9 protein-coding genes are annotated in these 18,594 nt (G+C 73.0%); 7 read left to right on the plus strand and 2 right to left on the minus strand.

Translation table 11 applies throughout. The features are described 5' to 3' along the window. Positions 1 to 42 precede the first annotated feature (42 nt). On the minus strand, positions 43 to 1,464 hold the full coding sequence (locus tag IAG44_RS05740; RefSeq protein WP_187746038.1) for an MFS transporter: 1,422 nt from the start codon (positions 1,462 to 1,464) through the stop codon (positions 43 to 45). Positions 1,465 to 1,578: 114 nt separating this feature from the next. Here IAG44_RS05740 and IAG44_RS05745 point away from each other — a divergent pair, with 114 nt between their 5' ends. The 7 genes from IAG44_RS05745 to IAG44_RS05780 all read left to right on the plus strand — a co-directional run bounded on the left by IAG44_RS05745 (position 1,579) and on the right by IAG44_RS05780 (position 17,318). After that, positions 1,579 to 2,157 carry a TetR/AcrR family transcriptional regulator gene (locus IAG44_RS05745; protein WP_187746039.1) on the plus strand — a complete coding sequence of 193 codons (579 nt, stop codon included), beginning with the start codon at positions 1,579 to 1,581 and terminating at the stop codon, positions 2,155 to 2,157. Positions 2,158 to 2,630: 473 nt separating this feature from the next. After that, a complete protein-coding gene (locus IAG44_RS05750; RefSeq protein ID WP_187746040.1) occupies positions 2,631 to 9,302 on the plus strand; it encodes a type I polyketide synthase in 6,672 nt (2,223 codons plus the stop codon). 109 nt (positions 9,303 to 9,411) lie between these two features. Next, positions 9,412 to 13,839 carry a beta-ketoacyl synthase N-terminal-like domain-containing protein gene (locus tag IAG44_RS05755; RefSeq protein ID WP_246563755.1) on the plus strand — a complete coding sequence of 1,476 codons (4,428 nt, stop codon included), beginning with the start codon at positions 9,412 to 9,414 and terminating at the stop codon, positions 13,837 to 13,839. Then, positions 13,836 to 14,129, plus strand: a complete 294-nt coding sequence (locus tag IAG44_RS05760) for an acyl carrier protein (RefSeq protein ID WP_187746041.1) — start codon at positions 13,836 to 13,838, stop codon at positions 14,127 to 14,129. Before IAG44_RS05755 ends, IAG44_RS05760 begins: the two co-directional genes overlap by 4 nt. Positions 14,130 to 14,132: 3 nt before the next feature. Then, on the plus strand, positions 14,133 to 14,942 hold the full coding sequence (locus IAG44_RS05765) for an alpha/beta fold hydrolase (protein WP_187746042.1): 810 nt from the start codon (positions 14,133 to 14,135) through the stop codon (positions 14,940 to 14,942). After that, a complete protein-coding gene (locus IAG44_RS05775; protein ID WP_246561523.1) occupies positions 14,939 to 16,255 on the plus strand; it encodes a glycosyltransferase in 1,317 nt (438 codons plus the stop codon). The genes IAG44_RS05765 and IAG44_RS05775 overlap by 4 nt, the downstream gene beginning before the upstream one ends. Then, the gene (locus tag IAG44_RS05780; RefSeq protein ID WP_187746043.1) at positions 16,248 to 17,318 is read left to right on the plus strand and encodes a class I SAM-dependent methyltransferase; all 1,071 of its coding nucleotides are present in this window, start codon (positions 16,248 to 16,250) and stop codon (positions 17,316 to 17,318) included. Before IAG44_RS05775 ends, IAG44_RS05780 begins: the two co-directional genes overlap by 8 nt. Positions 17,319 to 17,510: 192 nt before the next feature. Here IAG44_RS05780 and IAG44_RS05785 read toward each other — a convergent pair whose 3' ends face one another. Further along, complete coding sequence (locus IAG44_RS05785; protein ID WP_187746044.1) at positions 17,511 to 18,518, minus strand: LacI family DNA-binding transcriptional regulator; 1,008 nt, start codon at positions 18,516 to 18,518, stop codon at positions 17,511 to 17,513. Between the last annotated feature and the right edge of the window lie 76 nt (positions 18,519 to 18,594).

Below are 18,594 nucleotides of genomic sequence, written 5' to 3' on the forward strand. Positions count from 1 at the left end.
GTGTTCGCGTGGTCGGTGACCGCGTGAACACGCAGGTAAACCTTACCGCACGGGAGCGGGTGTCTTCGCCGGGGCGGGGTTCGTCCCGGTGCGGGCGGGGCGGGTGGTGGGGACGAGGAGGGCCGCGAGGGCGGCGGCGAGGCAGAGGAGGGCGAGCAGGGTGAAGCCGTGGGTGTAGCCGGCGGCGCGGGGGAAGCCGGAGGGCTGGAGGCCGCCGGTGACCAGGACGCTGGTCACGGCCGCGCCGATGGAGCCGCCGATGGTGCGGATGTTGGCGTTCATGCCGGTCGCTGCGCCGGTCTGGGCGGGCGGGACGCTGGCGACGATCAGGTTGGCCATGGAGGCGAAGGCGAGCCCGATGCCGAGGCCGAACACGCCCGCGACGAGGGCCACGTGCCACTGCGCGTCGTGCCACAGCGCGAGGAACCCGAGGGCGAGCGCGCCGAGCCCGGAGCCGGTGACGAGCAGCGCCTTGGAACCGACGCGCGGGGCGAGCCGTCCACTGAGCACGCCGGAGACGAACATCGCGACCAGCATCGGCAGCATGAGCAGGCCGGACGCGGTGACGCTCGCGCCGAAGCCGTACCCGGCGCTGCGGGGCGTCTGCACGAAGCCCGGCAGGAACGACCAGATCGCGTACATGCCCGCGCCGAACAGCAGCGCGGCGAGGTTGGTCGTCCACACGGCGGGCAGTCGCATGATCCGCAGGTCGATCAGCGGGCTCGCGGAGCGGGACTCGGCGTACAGCCAGGCGGCGGCGAGGACGGCGGCGAGCCCGAACAGCCCGAGGACCCGGCCCGACCCCCAGCCCCAGGTGCCCGCCTGACTGAGCGGCAGAAGCAGCGCGACGAGCCACCCGGACAGCAGCACCGCACCGAGCCAGCTCACCGTGCCCGAGGCCCGGTCCGGCGACTCGGGCACGTACCGCACGGCGATCGCGGCGGCCCCGGCGACGATCACGACCGGTATCCAGAACAGCCACCGGTAGTCGAGCGCGGAGACGATCGGCCCGGCGGCGACCATGCCGACCCCGCCACCCGCGGCGATGACGGCGGACAGGGCGCTGATGCGGCCGGGCACGTCCTGTGCGGCGAACTCGTCGCGGATGATGCCGAAGGAGAGCGGGACGAGGGCGCCGCCGACGCCCTGGATCACGCGGGCGACGATGAGGACGCCGATGGTCGGGGCGAGCGCGGCGAGCAGACAGCCCGCGAGGACGGCCAGCAGGACGGCGACGAGGGTGCGCTTGCGGCCGATCAGGTCGCCGACGCGGCCGAGGACCGGGGTGAACACGGACGCCGAGAGCAGGTAGGCGGTCATCACCCAGGTCGCCGTCGACTGCGAGGCGTGCAGGGCGTGCTGGACCGTCGGCAGGGCGGGCGCGATGAGCGACTGGAGCATGGCGAACACACCCGCGCCTGTCGCGAGGACCGCGAAGGTGAGGCGGGAGGACGAGCGAGGCATGAGGAACCTCTCGAATGGTAAAGTGGAGGTACCCCTCCACCATAACGGAGGCAAACCTCCGCTTCAAGGCTTTCCGGAGGTGAACCTCCACTTTTTTCGGCCCGGGAGGCCACCGTGACCGCCCAGTCGTTCCCCATCACGGCGATCGTCGCCGCCCAGCGCCCGCACCGGAAGGACGCGGCCCGCAACTACGACGCGCTGCTCGCCGCCGCGCGCGAGGCGTTCGCGGAGCACGGCGCCGAGGCGTCCCTGGAGGACATCGCGCGGCGCGCGGGCGTCGGCATCGCGACGCTGTACCGCAACTTCCCCACCCGCCGGGCCCTGTTCGAGAGCGTCTACGCGGACGAGGTCAACGCCCTGTGCGAGGCGGCCGACGACGTCGCCGACCTCCCGCCCTGGCAGGCCGTCACCACCTGGCTGGAACGCTTCACCGCCTACATGGTCACCAAGCGCGCGGTGCGCGAGGCGCTGGAGGAGCAGTCCGAGATCTTCGACGCCTGCCGCACGTCGCTGTACGCGGCCGGCGGCCCGCTCTTCACGCGCGCGCAGGAGGCCGGCGAGGCCCGCCCCGACATGGAGTTCTCGGACCTGCTGCGACTGGTCGCGGGCGTCACCGCGACCCACTTCCCGGACGACGCGCAGCGCGAACGCGTCCTCGGGATCGCCCTGGACGGAGTGCGCAAGACCCCCTGACCCTTTCCTGGTCACCCCAAGATCGAAACAAGGAATTTCCCGGGCCGCCGCACAGCACCCCGATTCAGCGGTCCGTTTCGGACATGCGCGGCCATCGGCACGCATTTCCCGCGCGCGGTCGTGTTTCCGCGAGGTGAGCCCGGGATGAACGGCGCCCGCCCGTACCGCGATTGGCCCGATTTCCGCCGCGCTGCCCCCTGACCTGCGTCTGACCGAATCGATGCGGGGCACCGCACGCTTATTGACCCGCGAGTAATAACCGCACTACCTTTCCAGGCGTTTCACACACGCGCGTCGAAAGACAGACCCGTGTTTCCCCGGTGAGCCCTGCCCGAACGGCGTGTCCTGGGAAACCGTTGTCCGGCCCTGCCGTTTTTCGCTGTTCTGCTCGTGCTTTTCGTACTGTCCCGCTCGCGCTGTCCCCGCATCCCCCACCGTGCAGTTCCTCCTTGATTCGTTGATTCTGGAGAGACATGACGTCCGCTGTGCGCCCCGAGGACATGGTCATCGGCATCACCCCGTTCGGTGAGCCCGACGCCTTACTCGCCCTGGCCCTCTCCCGCTGCGGCGCCCTCGGCGTGCTCGACCTCGGCGACGGCGGCCGGACGGCGCGCGAGGCGCTGGAGCGGGTGTGGCGGACGCCCGTCGGGGTCCGGGTGGGGCCCGACTGCCGGCTGACGCCGGCGGACCTCCCCGACCGCGAACTGACCGTCGTCCTCGCCGAAGGCGCCAACTGGCCTGCCGCAGAAGGCACTCGGATCCTCGCCGAGGTGACCGGCCTCGCGGGGGCACGCGCGGCGATCCGCGCAGGAGCGCACGGCCTGATCGCGCGCGGCTCCGAATCCGGCGGCCGGGTGGGCGAGTTGAGCACCTTCGTCCTGCTCCAGCAGCTCCTGGCCGAGGTCGACGTCCCCGTCTGGGCCTGCGGCGGCATCGGCCCCCGGACGGCCGCGGCGGCGGTCGCGGGCGGCGCGGCCGGGGTCGTCGTGGACTCCCAACTCGCCCTGCTGGCCGAGTCGTCGCTGCCCGACCACCTCGCCGCGGTCGTCCGCACTCTCGACGGCACCGAGTCGGCGGTCATGGACGGCCGGCGCGTCGTCGAGCGCCGGGGCATACGGATCGACGCGGGCCAGGACGTCTTCCTGGCCGCCCGGTTCGCCGACCGGTGGGGCGATGCACGGCGCACCGTACGGGAGTTGGACGACGCGGCGCGCTCCGCCCTGCGCGACGACAGCGCCGTGCGGACGCTGGGCCCCGGCTCGACGATGAGCCGGGCGCTCGGCACCCGACTCCCGGTGGCGCAGGGGCCGATGACTCGGGTGAGCGACCGGGCGGCGTTCGCGGCGGCCGTGGCCGAGGACGGGGCGCTGCCGTTCATCGCGCTGGCCCTGGCGAACGGCGAGCGGTCACGGGCGATGCTGGCGCAGGCCCGCGAGGCGGTGGGCGACAGACCCTGGGGCGTGGGCGTACTGGGCTTCGCGCCGGAGGAGTTGCGCACCGCGCAGTTGGAGGCGGTCCGGCTGTCCCGGCCGACCCACGCGATCATCGCGGGCGGACGGCCGTCCCAGGCACGGGCGTTGGAGGACGCGGGCATCCGGACGTTCCTGCACGTCCCGTCGCCGCAGTTGCTGCGCCAGTTCCTCGAAGCGGGCGCCCGGCGGTTCGTGTTCGAGGGCGCGGAGTGCGGCGGCCACGTCGGTCCGCGCGCCGCGTTCCCGCTGTGGGAAGCCCAGTTGGCGGTGCTGGAGGACTTCGGGGACGTCGACGGCGTCGAGGTGTTCTTCGCGGGCGGCGTCCACGACGAGCGTTCGGCGGCGATGGTCGCGGCGCTCGCCGGGCCGCTGACCGCGCGAGGCGCGGCGGTCGGGGTGCTGATGGGCACGGCGTACCTCTTCACGGAGGAGGCCGTGGACCAGGGCGCGATCCAACCCCTGTTCCAGGAGCGGGTGTTGACCGCCGGGTCGACGACGCTGCTGGAGTCGGCGCCGGGCCACGCGACCCGGTGCGTGCCGAGTCCGTTCGCGGACGGGTACCGCGAGGAGGCGGCCCGGCTGCGTGCACGGGGCCTGCCCGAGCGGCAGGTGTGGGAGGAGTTGGAACGGCTCAACGTGGGGCGGCTGCGCATCGCGAGCAAGGGAGTGGAGCGGGACGCGGACGGCGCGCTCGCCTCCGTCGACGAGCAACGCCAGCTCGCCGAGGGGATGTTCATGGCCGGCGAGGTCGCCGTCCTGCGCGACCGTACGACGACGATCGCCGCGCTGCACGAGTCGGTGACGACCGGCGCGGCGGCCTTCCTCGCCCAACGCGTCCTTCCGGACACGGTAGTCGACCACCCCGTACCCGAGCCGCTGGACGTGGCGATCGTCGGCATGGCCTGCATGTTCGCCGGCTCTCCCGACCTCCCGTCCTTCTGGGCGAACGTTGTCGCGGGCGTCGACGCGGTCACCGAAGTCCCCCCGCAGCGCTGGGATCCCGCCGTCCACCACGGCACGTCCACCGAGTCCAAGTGGGGCGGCTTCCTCCCGCGGATCCCCTTCGACCCGCTGCGCTACGGCATCCCGCCCGCGTCGCTCGGCAGCGTCGAGCCGGTCCAACTGCTGTCCCTGGAGGCCGCCCGGCGCGCCCTCGACGACGCCGGATACGGCGACGGGGGACGGGAGTTCGACCGCTCGCGCACCTCGGTCGTGTTCGGCGCGGAGGCGGGCAGCGACCTGTCCAACGCGGCGACGCTGCGCGCCGTCCTGCCCTCCTACTACGGCGAGGTGCCCGAGGGCCTGGAGGGCCAACTCCCACTGCTCACCGAGGACTCGTTCCCCGGCATGCTCGCCAACGTCATCTCGGGCCGCATCGCCAACCGGCTCGACCTCGGCGGCGCCAACTACACCGTGGACGCGGCCTGCGCCTCCTCGCTCGCGGCGGTGGACGTCGCCTGCAAGGAGCTGCTGTCCGGGACGAGCGACGTCGTGCTGTGCGGCGGCGCCGACCTGCACAACGGCATCAACGACTACGCCCTGTTCTCCTCCGTCCACGCCCTCTCCCCCACCGGCCGCTCCCGCGCCTTCGACTCGTCCGCCGACGGCATCGCGCTCGGGGAGGGCGTCGCCTGCGTCGTCCTCAAGCGCCTCGCGGACGCCGAGCGCGACGGCGACCGCGTCTACGGCGTGATCAAGGGCCTCGGCTCCTCCAGCGACGGCCGCTCGCTGGGCCTCACCGCACCCCGGCCGGAGGGCCAGCGGGCCGCGCTGGAACGGGCGTACCGCAACGCCGGGGTGTCCCCGGCGGAGGTCGGCATCGTGGAGGCGCACGGCACGGGGACGGTCGTCGGCGACCGGACCGAACTGGCCATCCTCAGCGAGGTGTTCACCAACGCGGGCGCCGCAGCGGGGAGTTGCGTCCTCGGGTCGGTCAAGTCGCAGATCGGGCACACCAAGTGCGCGGCGGGGCTCGCGGGGCTGATCAAGACGACGCTGGCGCTCCACACGGGCGTACGGCCGCCGACGCTGCACGTCGAGTCCCCCAACTCGGCCTGGACGGACGGCGAAAGCCCCTTCGCCTTCCACACCGAGGCCCGGCCGTGGGAGGTCCCGGCCGCGCAACGGGTCGGCGGGGTCAGCGCGTTCGGGTTCGGCGGGACCAACTTCCACGTCGTGCTCGCCGCCCACGACGAAGGGGTGCGGGGCGTCCAGGAGTGGCCCGCCGAACTGTTCCTGTTCCGGGGGCGGGACGCGAGCGCCGCGCGGCGCGGCGCCGAGGAACTTCTCAAGGCCGCCGAGGCGCCGGGGCGTCCGTGGCGGCTGCGGGACCTCGCGCTGAGCGCGGCCCGGCGGGCGGACGCGAGCGACGAGCCGGTGCGGTACGCGGTCGTCGCCGCCGATGTGGACGAGCTGGTACGGGAGTTGCGCACGCTGCGCGAGCCCGGCGCGTCCGGTCCGGCGGACGGCAAGGTCGCCTTCCTCTTCCCCGGCCAGGGCAGCCAGCGCCCCGGCATGCTCGCCGACCTGTTCATCGCGTTCCCCGAACTGCGGCACCTCCTGGAGCTGGGCCGCGACCACGCTCCGACGATGTATCCGCCGGCCGCCTTCGACGAGGCCGGGCGCGAGCGGCAGAAGGCCGCGCTCACCGACACGCGCGTCGCCCAACCTGCCCTGGGCATCGCCGGGTTGGCGGCGTACTCGGTCCTCACCGCCGCCGGGGTCCGGCCCGACATGGCGGCCGGGCACAGCTACGGCGAGCTGGTCGCCCTCTGCGCCGCCGGCGTCATCTCCCCCTCGGCGCTGCTGGAGTTGAGCGGTGAGCGGGCGGCGGCGATCCTGGCGGCGGCCGGGGAGGATCCGGGGACGATGGCGGCGGTGTCGGCCGGCGCGGACGCCGTGCGGCGGGCCCTGGCGGACGGATCCGGTGGACACACCACCGCCGGCGACGGTGTGGTCGTCGCCAACCTCAACTCGCCCGAGCAGACCGTCATCTCGGGCCCGACGGACGCCGTCGCCGAAGCCGTAGGGCTCCTGCGCGCGGCCGGGCTCACCGCGCGGCGCATCCCGGTCGCCTGCGCCTTCCACAGCCCGCTCGTCGCCGACGCCGGACCCCGGTTCGCCGCGTCCCTGGCCCAACACGCCTTCCACGCCCCCGAGTTCCCGGTCTGGGCCAACCGCACGGCCGCGCCCTACGACCCCGCGCCGGATGCCGCGCGCGCCGAACTCGCCGCGCAGATCGGCTCCCCTGTCCGTTTCGCCGAGCAGATCGAGGCGATGTACGAGGCCGGTGCGCGCGTCTTCGTCGAGGCCGGGCCCGGGGCGGTGCTGACGCGACTGGCCGGGAAGGTCCTCGGCGACCGCCCGCACCGTACGGTCGCCTGCGAACCCCGGGCCGGGAGCGGACTGCGCGGCTGGCTCGACGCGCTCGCCCAACTGGCCCTCGCCGGAGTGCCGGTGCGCGCCGGGTGGCTGCTGCGCGGGCGGGGCGCGGTGGACGCGGTACGGACGCCGGCGCCGAAGCGGCCCGGCTGGACGGTGGACGGGCAGCTCGTGCGCACCGCCGACGGGGAGTTCCTGCCGGGCGGTCTGACGCCGGCGCGGAGGGTGACGCAGATTCCGGTGTCCGCCGCCTCCTCGGCCCTCTCGGTCTCCCCCGCATTCCCGGCTTCCTTGGAGGCGAACGTGACGAACGGCCAGGACGCGCTCATCGCCGAGTTCCTGCGCACGAGCCGGGAGATGATCGCGGCCCAACGGGACGTGCTTCTCACGTATTTGGGGGAGGGAAGCGGTACGCCTCAGGTGCACAGGCCGGCTCCCGCGCCGATTCTTGAGGCAACTCTCGTCGGGACAACTCCCGTTCAGCCGACGACCTTTGAGGCAACAGCCGTACAGCAGCCGCCTGTTGAGGTGGCCCCGGTCGAGCCGGCCCCTGAAGCGGTGGACGTCCGGCAGGTCGTCCTCGACATCATCAGCGAACGCACCGGCTACCCCGTCGACATGATCGAGCCGGACCTCGACCTGGAGGCCGACCTCAGCATCGACTCCATCAAACGGGCCGAGATCGCGGGCGAGTTGGCCCGGCGCCTCGGCGGTTCGACCGACCTCGCCGCCCTGGAGGACGACGAGCTGGAGGAGCTGACGAAGGCACGCACGGCCGCCGCGGTGACGGACTGGCTGACCTCGCGGCTGTCGGGACCGCCCGTCGAGGAACCCGCGCCCGTGGAGGAGCCGGTTTCGGGGAGAGCCCCCAGACGCCTCCTCCTCCAGCCGGTACTCCTCGACGCCGGAAACCACGCACCGTCCCACCTCGCGGGCACTCGCTGGGTGTTGCTCGGTGACGGCGGGTTCGGACCGGAGGTCGCCGGGCGTCTGGCGTCACATGGCGCCGAGGTCGCCGAGCAGGACATGGAGCACCTTCTGTCCGAGGCGGACGGGCCGGTGGACGGGGTGGTGTACCTGGGGGCGGCCGACGGGGTGCCCGTACTGCCGGACGCCTTTCCCGTGCTGAAGGCGGCGCTCGCACGGGAGTTGAGATGGCTGATCGCGGTACGGCCGGTGGACGGCGACGCGGTGGGGCTGCGCGGGCTGTTCCGGAGCGTGGCGCGGGAGTTCCCGGAGACCGTCGCGCGTGTGGTGGACGTCGACGAGGACGTGGCGGACGCGGTCATCGGCGAAATCCTCGCTGACGACACGTCACCCGCCGTTCTGTACCGGGCTGCCGGCCGTCACGGCTTCGAGTTGACGGAGATGCCGCTCGGGGCACTGGGCAGCACCGGGGCGGGTCCCGCCGGGGACGGGGTCGCGGAGGCCGCCGCGCTGGGGCTCGACCGGGACGCGGTCGTGGTGCTGGCGGGCGGAGCGCGCGGGATCGCCGCGCAATGTGCCGTCGCGCTGGCACGGGCCTCGCGGTGCCGGCTCGAACTGCTGGGCCGCACCCCCGCGCCGGAGGAGCCCGAGGAGGAGGCGACGGCTGCCGCGCACACCCCGGCCGAGCTGCGTGCCGTCCTCGCCGCGCGTGGCGGCATGACACTTGCTGAGATCAACCAGGAGGCCGAACTGCTGCTGGCCCAGCGGGAGATAAGGGCGACGTTGGCCGAACTGGCCGGGCTGGGCAGTTCCGTTCGGTATCGCAGCGTCGACTTCCGGGAGTCCGACGCGGTGTTGCAGGCGGTGAAGGAGATCCACGCCGAGCACGGGCGGCTCGACGGGGTGGTGTACGCGGCCGGGGTGATCGAGGACCGGCTGATCGCCGAGAAGAGCGCCGAGTCGTTCCGGCGGGTGTACGCGACGAAGGCGTCCGGCGCGCACGCGCTGCTCACGGCGCTGGAGGAGTTGCCCAACGGGCCTTCGTTCACTGTGCTGTTCGGCAGCATCTCGGCGGTGCTGGGGAACCGGGGGCAGGTCGACTACGCCGCCGCGAACGACGCGCTGGAGACACTGGGGGCGGCCTGGGCGGCGCGCACCGGGCTGCGGGCGTTGACCGTGCACTGGGGGCCGTGGGCGCCCGCCGGGTCCCACGCGGGCATGGTGGGGCCGGAGTTGGCGCGGCAGTACGCGCGGCGGGGTGTCGAGCTGATCGATCCGGAGGAGGGAACGGCGGCGCTGCTGCGGGAGTTGGCGTGGGGGGATCCGTCGCTGACCGCGGTCGTGCACACGGCGTCGGGGTGGTGACGGGGTGGGGCTGAGAACACTGGAGGATCCCCAGGGGCCGAGAGCCCTGGGGGTGCCACCGAGACCCGCCGAGGTGACGGGTCGTCAAGTCCCGGTCGCCATCGTGGGGATGTCCGTCCTGTTCCCCGGCGCACCCGACCTCGACACCTACTGGCGCAACCTCCGTGACGGCGTCGACGCGATCGGCGATGTGCCGGCGGGCCGCTGGGACGCCGACTACTACCGTCCCGGCTCCGCCGCCGAACCGGCCGCCGCGGACCGGGTGTACTGCCGTCGGGGCGGGTTCGTGGACGGGCTCGCCGAGGTGGAGGTGACGCGGTTCGGGATCATGCCCGCGTCGGTGAGCGGCACCGAGCCGGACCAGTTGATCGCGCTGCACGTGGCCGCCGCCGCGCTGGACGACGCGGGCGGCGCCGGGCGGCTGCCCGACCGGCAGCGGGCCGGTGTCGTCCTCGGCCGGGGCGGATACCTCACGCCCGGTCTGGTCCGGCTCGATCAGCGGGTCCGAACGGCGGGTCAACTCGTGCGGACGCTGGGCGAGTTGCTGCCCGAGCTGTCCGCCGGCCAACTCGACCGGGTACGCGAGGCGTTCACCGAACGGCTCGGGCCCGACAGCCCGGAGGCGGCGATCGGACTGGTGCCCAACCTCGCCGCGTCGCGGGTCGCGAGCCGGCTGGACCTGCGCGGGCCCGCGTACACCGTCGACGCGGCCTGCGCGTCCTCACTGGTCGCGGTCGATCAGGCGGTGGGTGAACTGGCCTCCGGGCGCTGCGACTTGATGCTCGCCGGGGGCGTCCACCACTGCCACGACATCACCTTGTGGAGCGTCTTCTCCCAACTGCGCGCCCTCTCCCCCACCGAGCGCATCCGCCCGTTCCACCGTGACGCGGACGGCATCCTCATCGGCGAGGGCACCGGGGTCGTCGTCCTCAAGCGGCTGGCCGACGCCGAGCGGGACGGCGACCGGATCTACGCGGTGATCCGGGGCACCGGGATCTCCAGCGACGGGCGGGCGTCGGGGCTCGTCAACCCCGATCCCGGTGGGCAGGCACGCGCGGTCCGGCAGGCGTGGCGGGCCGCCAGTCTCAATCCGGCGCTGCCCGGTTCGCTGGGGCTGCTCGAAGCCCACGGCACGGCGACACCCGCCGGTGACGGCGCCGAACTCGCCACGCTGGCCTCGGTGTTCGGCGGGCCTTCGGACGACGGCGCGGTCATCGGGTCGGTCAAGTCGATGATCGGTCACGCGATGCCGGCGGCGGGGGTCGCCGGGCTGGTCAAGGCGGCGCTGGCCGTCCATCACGGGGTGCTGCTGCCGACGCTGCACTGCGACGATCCGCATCCGGCGCTGGGGCGGACCCGGTTCAGGCCGTTGGAGAAGGCGGAGCCGTGGGAGGCGGAGGTCCGTCGGGCGGCGGTGAACGCGTTCGGGTTCGGGGGGATCAATGGGCATGTGGTGTTGGAGCAAGGGCCGATGGGAGTGTCTTCAACTCTGAGGCAGGGTAGGGGAATTGGTTCTTCCGGTGCTTCCGAGAGCGGGCGTCCCACACCACGCGTGACCGCCCACGCCGGACCCGTCAAGGTCGTCGAGCCCGAACGCATCCTCCTCCTCGCCGCCCCGACCCCCGCCGCCCTCACGGCACTTCTGGACGCGGACGACACCACCCTCCTCACCGCCGGCCTCGACCCCACCCATCCTCACCCCACCGCGGGTCCGGCTCGCCTGGCCGTCGTCGACCCCACCGCGAAACGCCTGGCCCTGGCCCGCCGCACCGCCGCGAAGGGCCGCCCCTGGAACGGCCGCAACGACGTGTGGCTGCGCCCAACCCCCTTGCTGGACAAGGGAAAGCTGGCATTCCTGTTCCCTGGCCTGGAGGGCGACTTCGCCCCCCGCGTCGACGACGTGGCCGACCACTTCGGCCTCCCCGCCCTCCGCCCGCCCGGCCGACAGGTGGGCGACGTGGGCCAGTACGGCTTCGACGTCGTGTCCGTCGGCCGTCTCCTCGACGCGGCGTTGCGCCGCAGCGGCATCGTCCCCGACGCCGTCGCAGGACACAGCGTCGGCGAGTGGACGGCGATGGTCGCGTCGGGGGTGTACGACGGGGCCGAAGTCGACGCGTTCATGGCCGAGTTCGACCCCGCGTCGCTGACGGTTCCGGGGCTGGCGTTCGGGGCGATCGGGACGTCCGCCGACCACGTCATGGCCGCGCTGGAGACGTCGGGCCGGGGGGAGATCGTGCTCTCGCACGACAACTCGCCCAGCCAGTCGATGGTGTGCGGACCGGACACGGCGGTCGAGGAGTTCGTCCGTGCCTTCCGGTCCCGGGGTGTCATCTGCCAGGTACTGCCGTTCCGTTCGGGCTTCCACACTCCGATGCTCCGCCCCCATCTGGGCCCGATCGAGGAGGGGGCGAACCGCTTCCGGCTCCACCCGCCGACGGTCCCGCTGTGGTCGGGGACCACAGCCGCTCCCTTCCCCGACGATCCCGCCGAGATACGGGAGTTGTTCGTCAGACACCTGCTGGAGCCCGTCCGTTTCCGCCAGTTGGCGCAGGCCCTGTACGACGCGGGTCACCGTGTCTTCGTCCAGGTCGGCCCCGGCCACCTCGGCTCCCTCGTCGGTGACACCCTCGGCGCCCAGGACCATCTGACGGTGGCGGCCAACTCCCCGCACCGCGACGGTCTTCCTCAACTCCGCAGGGTGGCGGCGGCGTTGTGGGCGGCGGGCGCGAAGGTGGCCCCCGCGCTGCCGTCCGCACGGCGTCCGGCCGACGACACGCCGGATCGCATGCGGCCCCGACTCGCCCCGGTGCGCCTGGACTTGAGCGGCGCCCTCGTGTCCCTCCCTCCGGAGGCCCGCCCCGTCCTGCGTCCGGTCGCCTCATCCTCCCCGCTGGACGCGCTGGCCGCCCGGCTGCCGGTCGCCGCCGAACTCAGCGCGCTCCTCCAGGAGACGGCCGACACGGCGACCGCGCTGCTCACGGCGCGCGCCACCCCCTGGCACTCCACGGTCCGCGTCTCACCCGAGACCATGCCCTACCTGCTGGACCACTGCTTCTTCCCGCAACGCCCCAACTGGCCCGAGGTGTCGGACCGTTGGCCGGTGGTCCCGGCGACCACGATCGTGTGGCACATCATGGACGCGGCGAGCCGGGCCCGCCCCGGCCTCGTCCCCGTGGCCGTCCATGACGCCAGGTTCGAGGAGTGGCTGACCGTGACGCCCGCCGTGGACGTCCCGGTGACCGTCACCCCGCAGGGCCAGGACCGCCTCGCGGTCTCCTTCGGCCCCCGCGCCCGCGCGACGGTCGAACTGGCCGCCGCCCACCCGCGCCCGCCGCTGTGGCGCACACCCCCCGCCGCCGAACGCGTCCCGGACCACACGGCGGCCCAACTCTACGAAGAACGCTGGATGTTCCACGGCCCGGCGTTCCAGGGCGTCACCGAGATCACGGCGATCGGCGACCACCACGTCCGGGGCATCCTCACCACCCCGACGGCACCCGGCGCCCTGCTGGACAACGTCGGCCAGCTCCTCGGCTACTGGATCATGGCGACCCGCACCGAGCGCACGGTCGTCTTCCCGGTCGGCATGCGGGAGATCCGCTTCCACGGCCCCCACCCCGCCCCCGGCACTCAAGTCGCCTGCCAGGTAAGGATCGTGTCGCTCACCGACACGATCCTGGAGGCGGACGTCCAACTGGCGGTCGGCGGCGAGGTGTGGGCCGAGATACGCGGCTGGCAGGACCGCCGCTTCGACAACGACCCGCGGACCCGCCCCGTCGAACGCTTCCCCGAGCGCAACACGCTCTCCGAACTGCGGCCCGGGGGCTGGGCGTTGGTCCACGAACGATGGCCCGACCTCGCCTCGCGCGACCTCATCATGCGCAACTCCCTCGGCGGAGTGGAGCGTTCACGGTACGCGGACCACGCGCCGCGCGGGCGGCGGCAGTGGCTGCTGGGCCGGATCGCCGTGAAGGACGCGGTACGGCGGTGGTTGTGGGCGCACGGCGAGGGGCCGGTGTTCCCGGCGGAGCTGCGTGTCGAGAACGACTCGCTGGGGCGGCCGTTCGTCGTCGGTGTCCACGGTCGTCAACTCCCGCCGCTCGACGTGTCGTTGGCGCACTGCGCGGAGGCCGGGGTCGCGATCGTCCGACCGCACCGGCCCGGCCCGGGGCCCGGGATCGACATCGAGGAGGTCACCGAACGCGCCCCGGAGACGCAGGCCGTCGCCCTCGGTCCGGACGAACTGCGCCTGCTGCGCGGCCTCGACGGCCCGCTCGCCCTGTGGTTCACCCGGTTCTGGGCCGCGAAGGAAGCCGTCGCGAAGGCCGAGGGAACCGGACTCCGGGGCAGACCGAGGGAGTTCACCGTCCTCGACGCCACCCCGGACGGCACCCTCCTGACCGTCTCCGGCCGCCTGGAACGCGCCTACCCGGTGCACTGCGCACCGGTCACCAACCCGCCGAGCCTGCCGGCGCGGGAGTACGTCGTCGCCTGGACGACGGGACACGCGAACGAAGAGGAGTACGACGCCACATGAACGAGGAAACCGTCCTCGCCGACGTTTCCGCCATGCTCGTCCGCCTCCTTGAGGACGAGTACGGCGTCGACGACGCCGAGATAGGCATGGAGACGTCCTTCAACCGCGACCTGGAGCTGGAGAGCATCGACCTCGTGACGCTGGCCGGGATGCTCCAGGAACGGTACGGCGAGCGCGTCAACTTCGCCGAGTTCCTTGCCGGGATGGAGTTCGAGGAGATCATCGAGCTGACCGTCGGGCGGCTCGTCGAGTACGTCGTGACCGGGCTGAAGGCGGCGGAGGCGAGCTGAGCCATGTCGATGGTCGACACCGGCGCGCTCCGGTTGCACGTCCAGCGCATCGGGCCGCGCGGCAGCAGGACCTCCCGGGCCACCGTCGTCCTGGTGCACGGGCTGCTCACCGACAGCCTGGCCAGCTACTACTTCACGGTGGCGCCCGCGTTCGCCGCGGCCGGGTTCGACGTGATCATGTACGACCTGCGCGGTCATGGCCGCAGCGACCGGCCGCCCGTCGGCTACACCCTGGACCACAACATCACTGACCTGGAAGCCCTGTTGGACCATCTGCGGGTGACCGGACCGGTCCACCTGGTCGGCAACTCCTACGGCGGGACGGTCGCCTTCGGGTACGCCGTCCGTCATCCGGAGCGGACCGCGAGCCTCACCCTCATCGAGTCCGAACCGGCCACGCCCGCCTGGGCGTTGAAGCTCGGCCGCATCCTCGACCGGGTCGTCCACGAACTCGCTCACAACGAGGCCGACACCATCACCTGGATCGCCGCCCACCGCGGCCACAACATGGCCCGCCTCGCGAAGGGCGCCGCCCGCCTCGCGCGCGAGACGTCCCTGGGCCAGGACATCCCGGCCAGCCGGGTTCTGACGGACGTTCAGATCGCGTCCGTCTCCTGCCCGGTCCTCGCCCTCTACGGCGGCGACTCCGACGTGGCCGAACTCGCGCCCCGCCTCGCGGAGTTGCTGCCCGACTGCCGGACCGTGATCCTCCCCGGACACGAGCACTCCATCCTCGTCGAAGCCCCCGCGACCATCGGCGCCCACGTCCAGTCCCTCGTCACCGAGACCTGCGCGGCGGTGACGGCCCGGTGAGCGGCTTCCTGTTCGTCGTCCCCCCGCTGACCGGCCACATCAACCCGACGGTGGGCGTGGCGGCACGACTCGCGGCGCGGGGGCACCGGGTGGCATGGGTGTGCGCGGACCGGGGGTTGGTGCGGGAGCTGGCGGGGGTGGACACGGTGGTGTTCGGGGGCGGGGAGGGGGGTGGTACATCACACACCACTGGTGAGGCCCGTGATGCATCACGCACTACCGGCGGCGCAAGCGGTGCATCACACATCGCCACCGACGACGGCAATGCATCACACACCACACCCACCCTCAGTGGCACATCACACACCACGCATCACACACCACCCACCCCTCACCGCCCGCCCGACCTCCGAGGCCCCGAAGCCCTCAAGTTCCTGTGGGAACGTTTCCTCATCCCGCTGGCCGAGGCCATGGCCCCCGCCGTACGCGAGGCCGTCGAGGTGTTCCACCCCGATGTGGTGGTCGCCGACCAGCAGGCTTTCGCCGGGGCGCTGGTCGCGGAGGCGGCCGGGGTGCCCTGGGCGACGTCGGCGACCACCTCCGCCGAGTTCACCGACCCTCTCGCGGGCCTGCCGAAGGTGCGGGAGTGGATCGAGGCACGCCTGACCGACCTGCGCCGGACCGTCGGTGCCCCGTCCGGTACGGCGGACCCGCGTTTCTCTCCGCACCTGGTCCTCGGCTTCAGCGTCCCCGAGCTGGCCGGGGAGAGCGGCGCGGTGACCTGGGTCGGGCCGTCGATCACCGGGCGGCCGGCCGGTGACGGGTTCCCCTGGGACTGGCTCGACCCCGGCCGCGCGACCGTCCTCGTCAGCCTGGGCACCGCCAACGCCGACGTGGGCGAACGTTTTCTCACCGCTTGCCAGGACGCGGTGCGGGAGAGGGCCGGCCGGCTCCAGGCCGTGCTGGTCGACCCCGGCGGGACACTCGGTGCCGGGAGCGACGAGGACGTGCTCGTCGTCCCGTCGGTACCGCAGCTCGCGCTCCTGTCCAAGGGGCTCGACGCGGTGGTGTGTCATGCAGGACACAACACCGTGTGCGAAGCGCTCTGGCACGGCGTCCCGCTGGTCGTCGCGCCGATCCGGGACGACCAGCCGGTGGTCGCGGGCCAGGTCGTGGCCGCCGGCGCCGGAGTGCGGGTGCGGTTCGGAAGGGCCGGCGCGCAGAAGCTGGGCGCGGCTCTGGACGCCGTGCTCGACGACCCGGCGTACCGGGAGGAGGCCGCGCGGATCGGCGCGGCGTTCCGGGCGGCCGGGGGCGCGGACGCAGCCGCAACACACCTCGAACAGCTCGCTGAGGAGAGTCGCCATGGGTGAGTCGAGAGCCGACCGGGAACGGCAGATCGCCGCGCTACGGCCGCAGTACCAAAGGGACTTGGCGGAAGGAGTCGAGCGGTTCTTCGAACCACGCCGTGACGACTGCCCTTGGTGCGGTGGGGAGTTGCTGACCACCCGGTTGCGGACCACCGACCTCTTGCAGCACAAGCCGGGCCGGTTCGTGCTGGACCGGTGCGAGACGTGCGGTCACATCTTCCAGAACCCCCGACTCAACGACGTGGGGCTGGAGTTCTACTACCGGGACTTCTACGACGGGCTCGGCGAGAAGCAACTCGGCGAACTCTTCGACGGGCGCGGCGAGTCCTACCGGAAGCGGGCACGGTCGATCATCGCGCACGACCCGGCGCCCAAACGGTGGCTGGACGTCGGCACCGGGCAGGGGCACTTCTGCGCGGGAGCGCGTGATGTACTGCCGGACACCTCCTTCGACGGGCTCGACTTCACCGAAGGCGTGGAGATCGCCGCCCGCGAGAAGCGCGTGGAACGCGCCTACCGGGGCATGTTCCCCGAACTCGCGCCCGAACTCGCGGGCCAGTACGACGTGGTGAGCATGTTCCACTACCTGGAACACAGCACCGACCCCGACCGTGAACTGCGGGCCGCCCGGCAGGTGGTGCGCGAGGGCGGACACCTGTTCATCGACGTGCCCGACCCGGAGAGCCGGTTCGGCCGGCTGCTCGGGCGCTGGTGGCTGCCCTGGCTCCAGCCGCAGCACCTGCACTTCATACCGGTCGCCAACCTGCGCGCACGGCTCGAAGAACTCGGGTTCACGGTCGTCGCCGAGGAGCACGCCGAGCCGCACGACGCGGTCGACCTGCTGGCCGCCTTCTGGCTGATGCTGTGTCATGTACCACCGGCCGAGGACGCGCCGTGGCTGGCCCGACCGCCGGGCGCGGTGCGCCGGGCGATCCGGACGACGGTACTGCTGGCCGGAGTCCCGGCACTGATCGCGGGGACACTGATCGACCGGTTCGCCATACGCCCGTTGGCACGTCGCTCAGGAATGGCCAACGCGTACCGCCTCATCGCCCGCCGGAACTGACCCGACGAGCAGGCCCTGGGGGCAGCTAGCTCTGGGGGCAACTGGCCGGGGGGCAGCCAGCCCAGGGGGCGTCGGGCCCGGCGAGGCAGCCGGTTCCGGCGCCCCGGCCCGACCCCGAACCCCCGTTCAGGTGAGGCGTGATGTGTCATATACCACCCCTCCCCACTACACCCCCCGCTCCCCCGCCCCTCCCTACGCCCCCACCCCCGCCGTACTCCCCCTCCGCTCCAACACCGGCACAGCCAACCGCACCCGCCCCGCCCCACCCTCCCCCGCCAGCCTCGACAGCAGGAACCGGGCCGCCTCCCGCCCCACCTCACGCCCCGCCGGATCCACCGTCGTGAGCCACAGATGCCGCAGCCGCGAGATGCTCGTGTTGTCGTACCCCACCACCGACAGCTCCCCCGGCACCCGCACCCCCATCTCCTCGGCCGCCGACAACGCGCCCACGCACGCGATGTCGTTGACGGCGAACACGGCGGTGGGCCGCGGACCCCGGCTCAGCAGCCGCACGGCCGCCCGGTATCCGCCCTCCTCGGTCATGTCGCTGGCCTCCACCAGCCCGTCCCCCGCCGGATCCACCCCGTGCGCGCGCATGGCCGCCTCGTACCCGCCCCGCCGCAGCTCGCCGACGGCCCCGTACCCGGCGATGTGGGCGATGCGCCGGTGCCCGAGCCCGATCAGGTGCTCGGTGGCGAGCCGGCCCCCGAGTTCGTCGTCGGCGGCGACGACGTCCACCCCGTCCGGCACCGGCTCGCGCGCGCCCGCCACGACGACCGGCATACGGGCCGCCACGGCGTCGAGGGAGGCGCCCTCGGGAAAGGTGCCGACGACGACCAGCCCGTCCGTCTGGAGGGCGAGGAAGGGGTCCGCGAGGTCCTGCCCGGCGCGCCGGTTGAGCCGGGCGTCGGCGAGGAGCATGCGCAGCCCGCTCGCGTGGAGCAGCGGGTTGAGGCCGTCCAGGAGGTCGACGTACCAGGGGTTGCGCAGGTCGTTGAGGAGGACGCCGACGGTCCGGGTGCGCTGTTCGCTGAGGCTGCGCGCGGCGGCGTTGGGCCGGTAGCCGAGTTCGTCCATCGCCCGCAGCACCGCCTCCCGCTTCTCGGGGCGGACCTGGGCCGCGCCGCGCAGCACGAGGGAGACCAGCGACTTGGACACCCCGGCCCGGTCGGCGACGTCACGGATGGTGGGCGGTCTCATGCCGTGGACCGTTCCATCCGGCTGCCTGCTTGTCAAAGGAGCGTCCCGCCCCGGGCCGGCCTCTTGACAGTCCCGC

This window comes from Streptomyces roseirectus (genome assembly GCF_014489635.1).
Taxonomy (GTDB): domain Bacteria; phylum Actinomycetota; class Actinomycetes; order Streptomycetales; family Streptomycetaceae; genus Streptomyces; species Streptomyces roseirectus.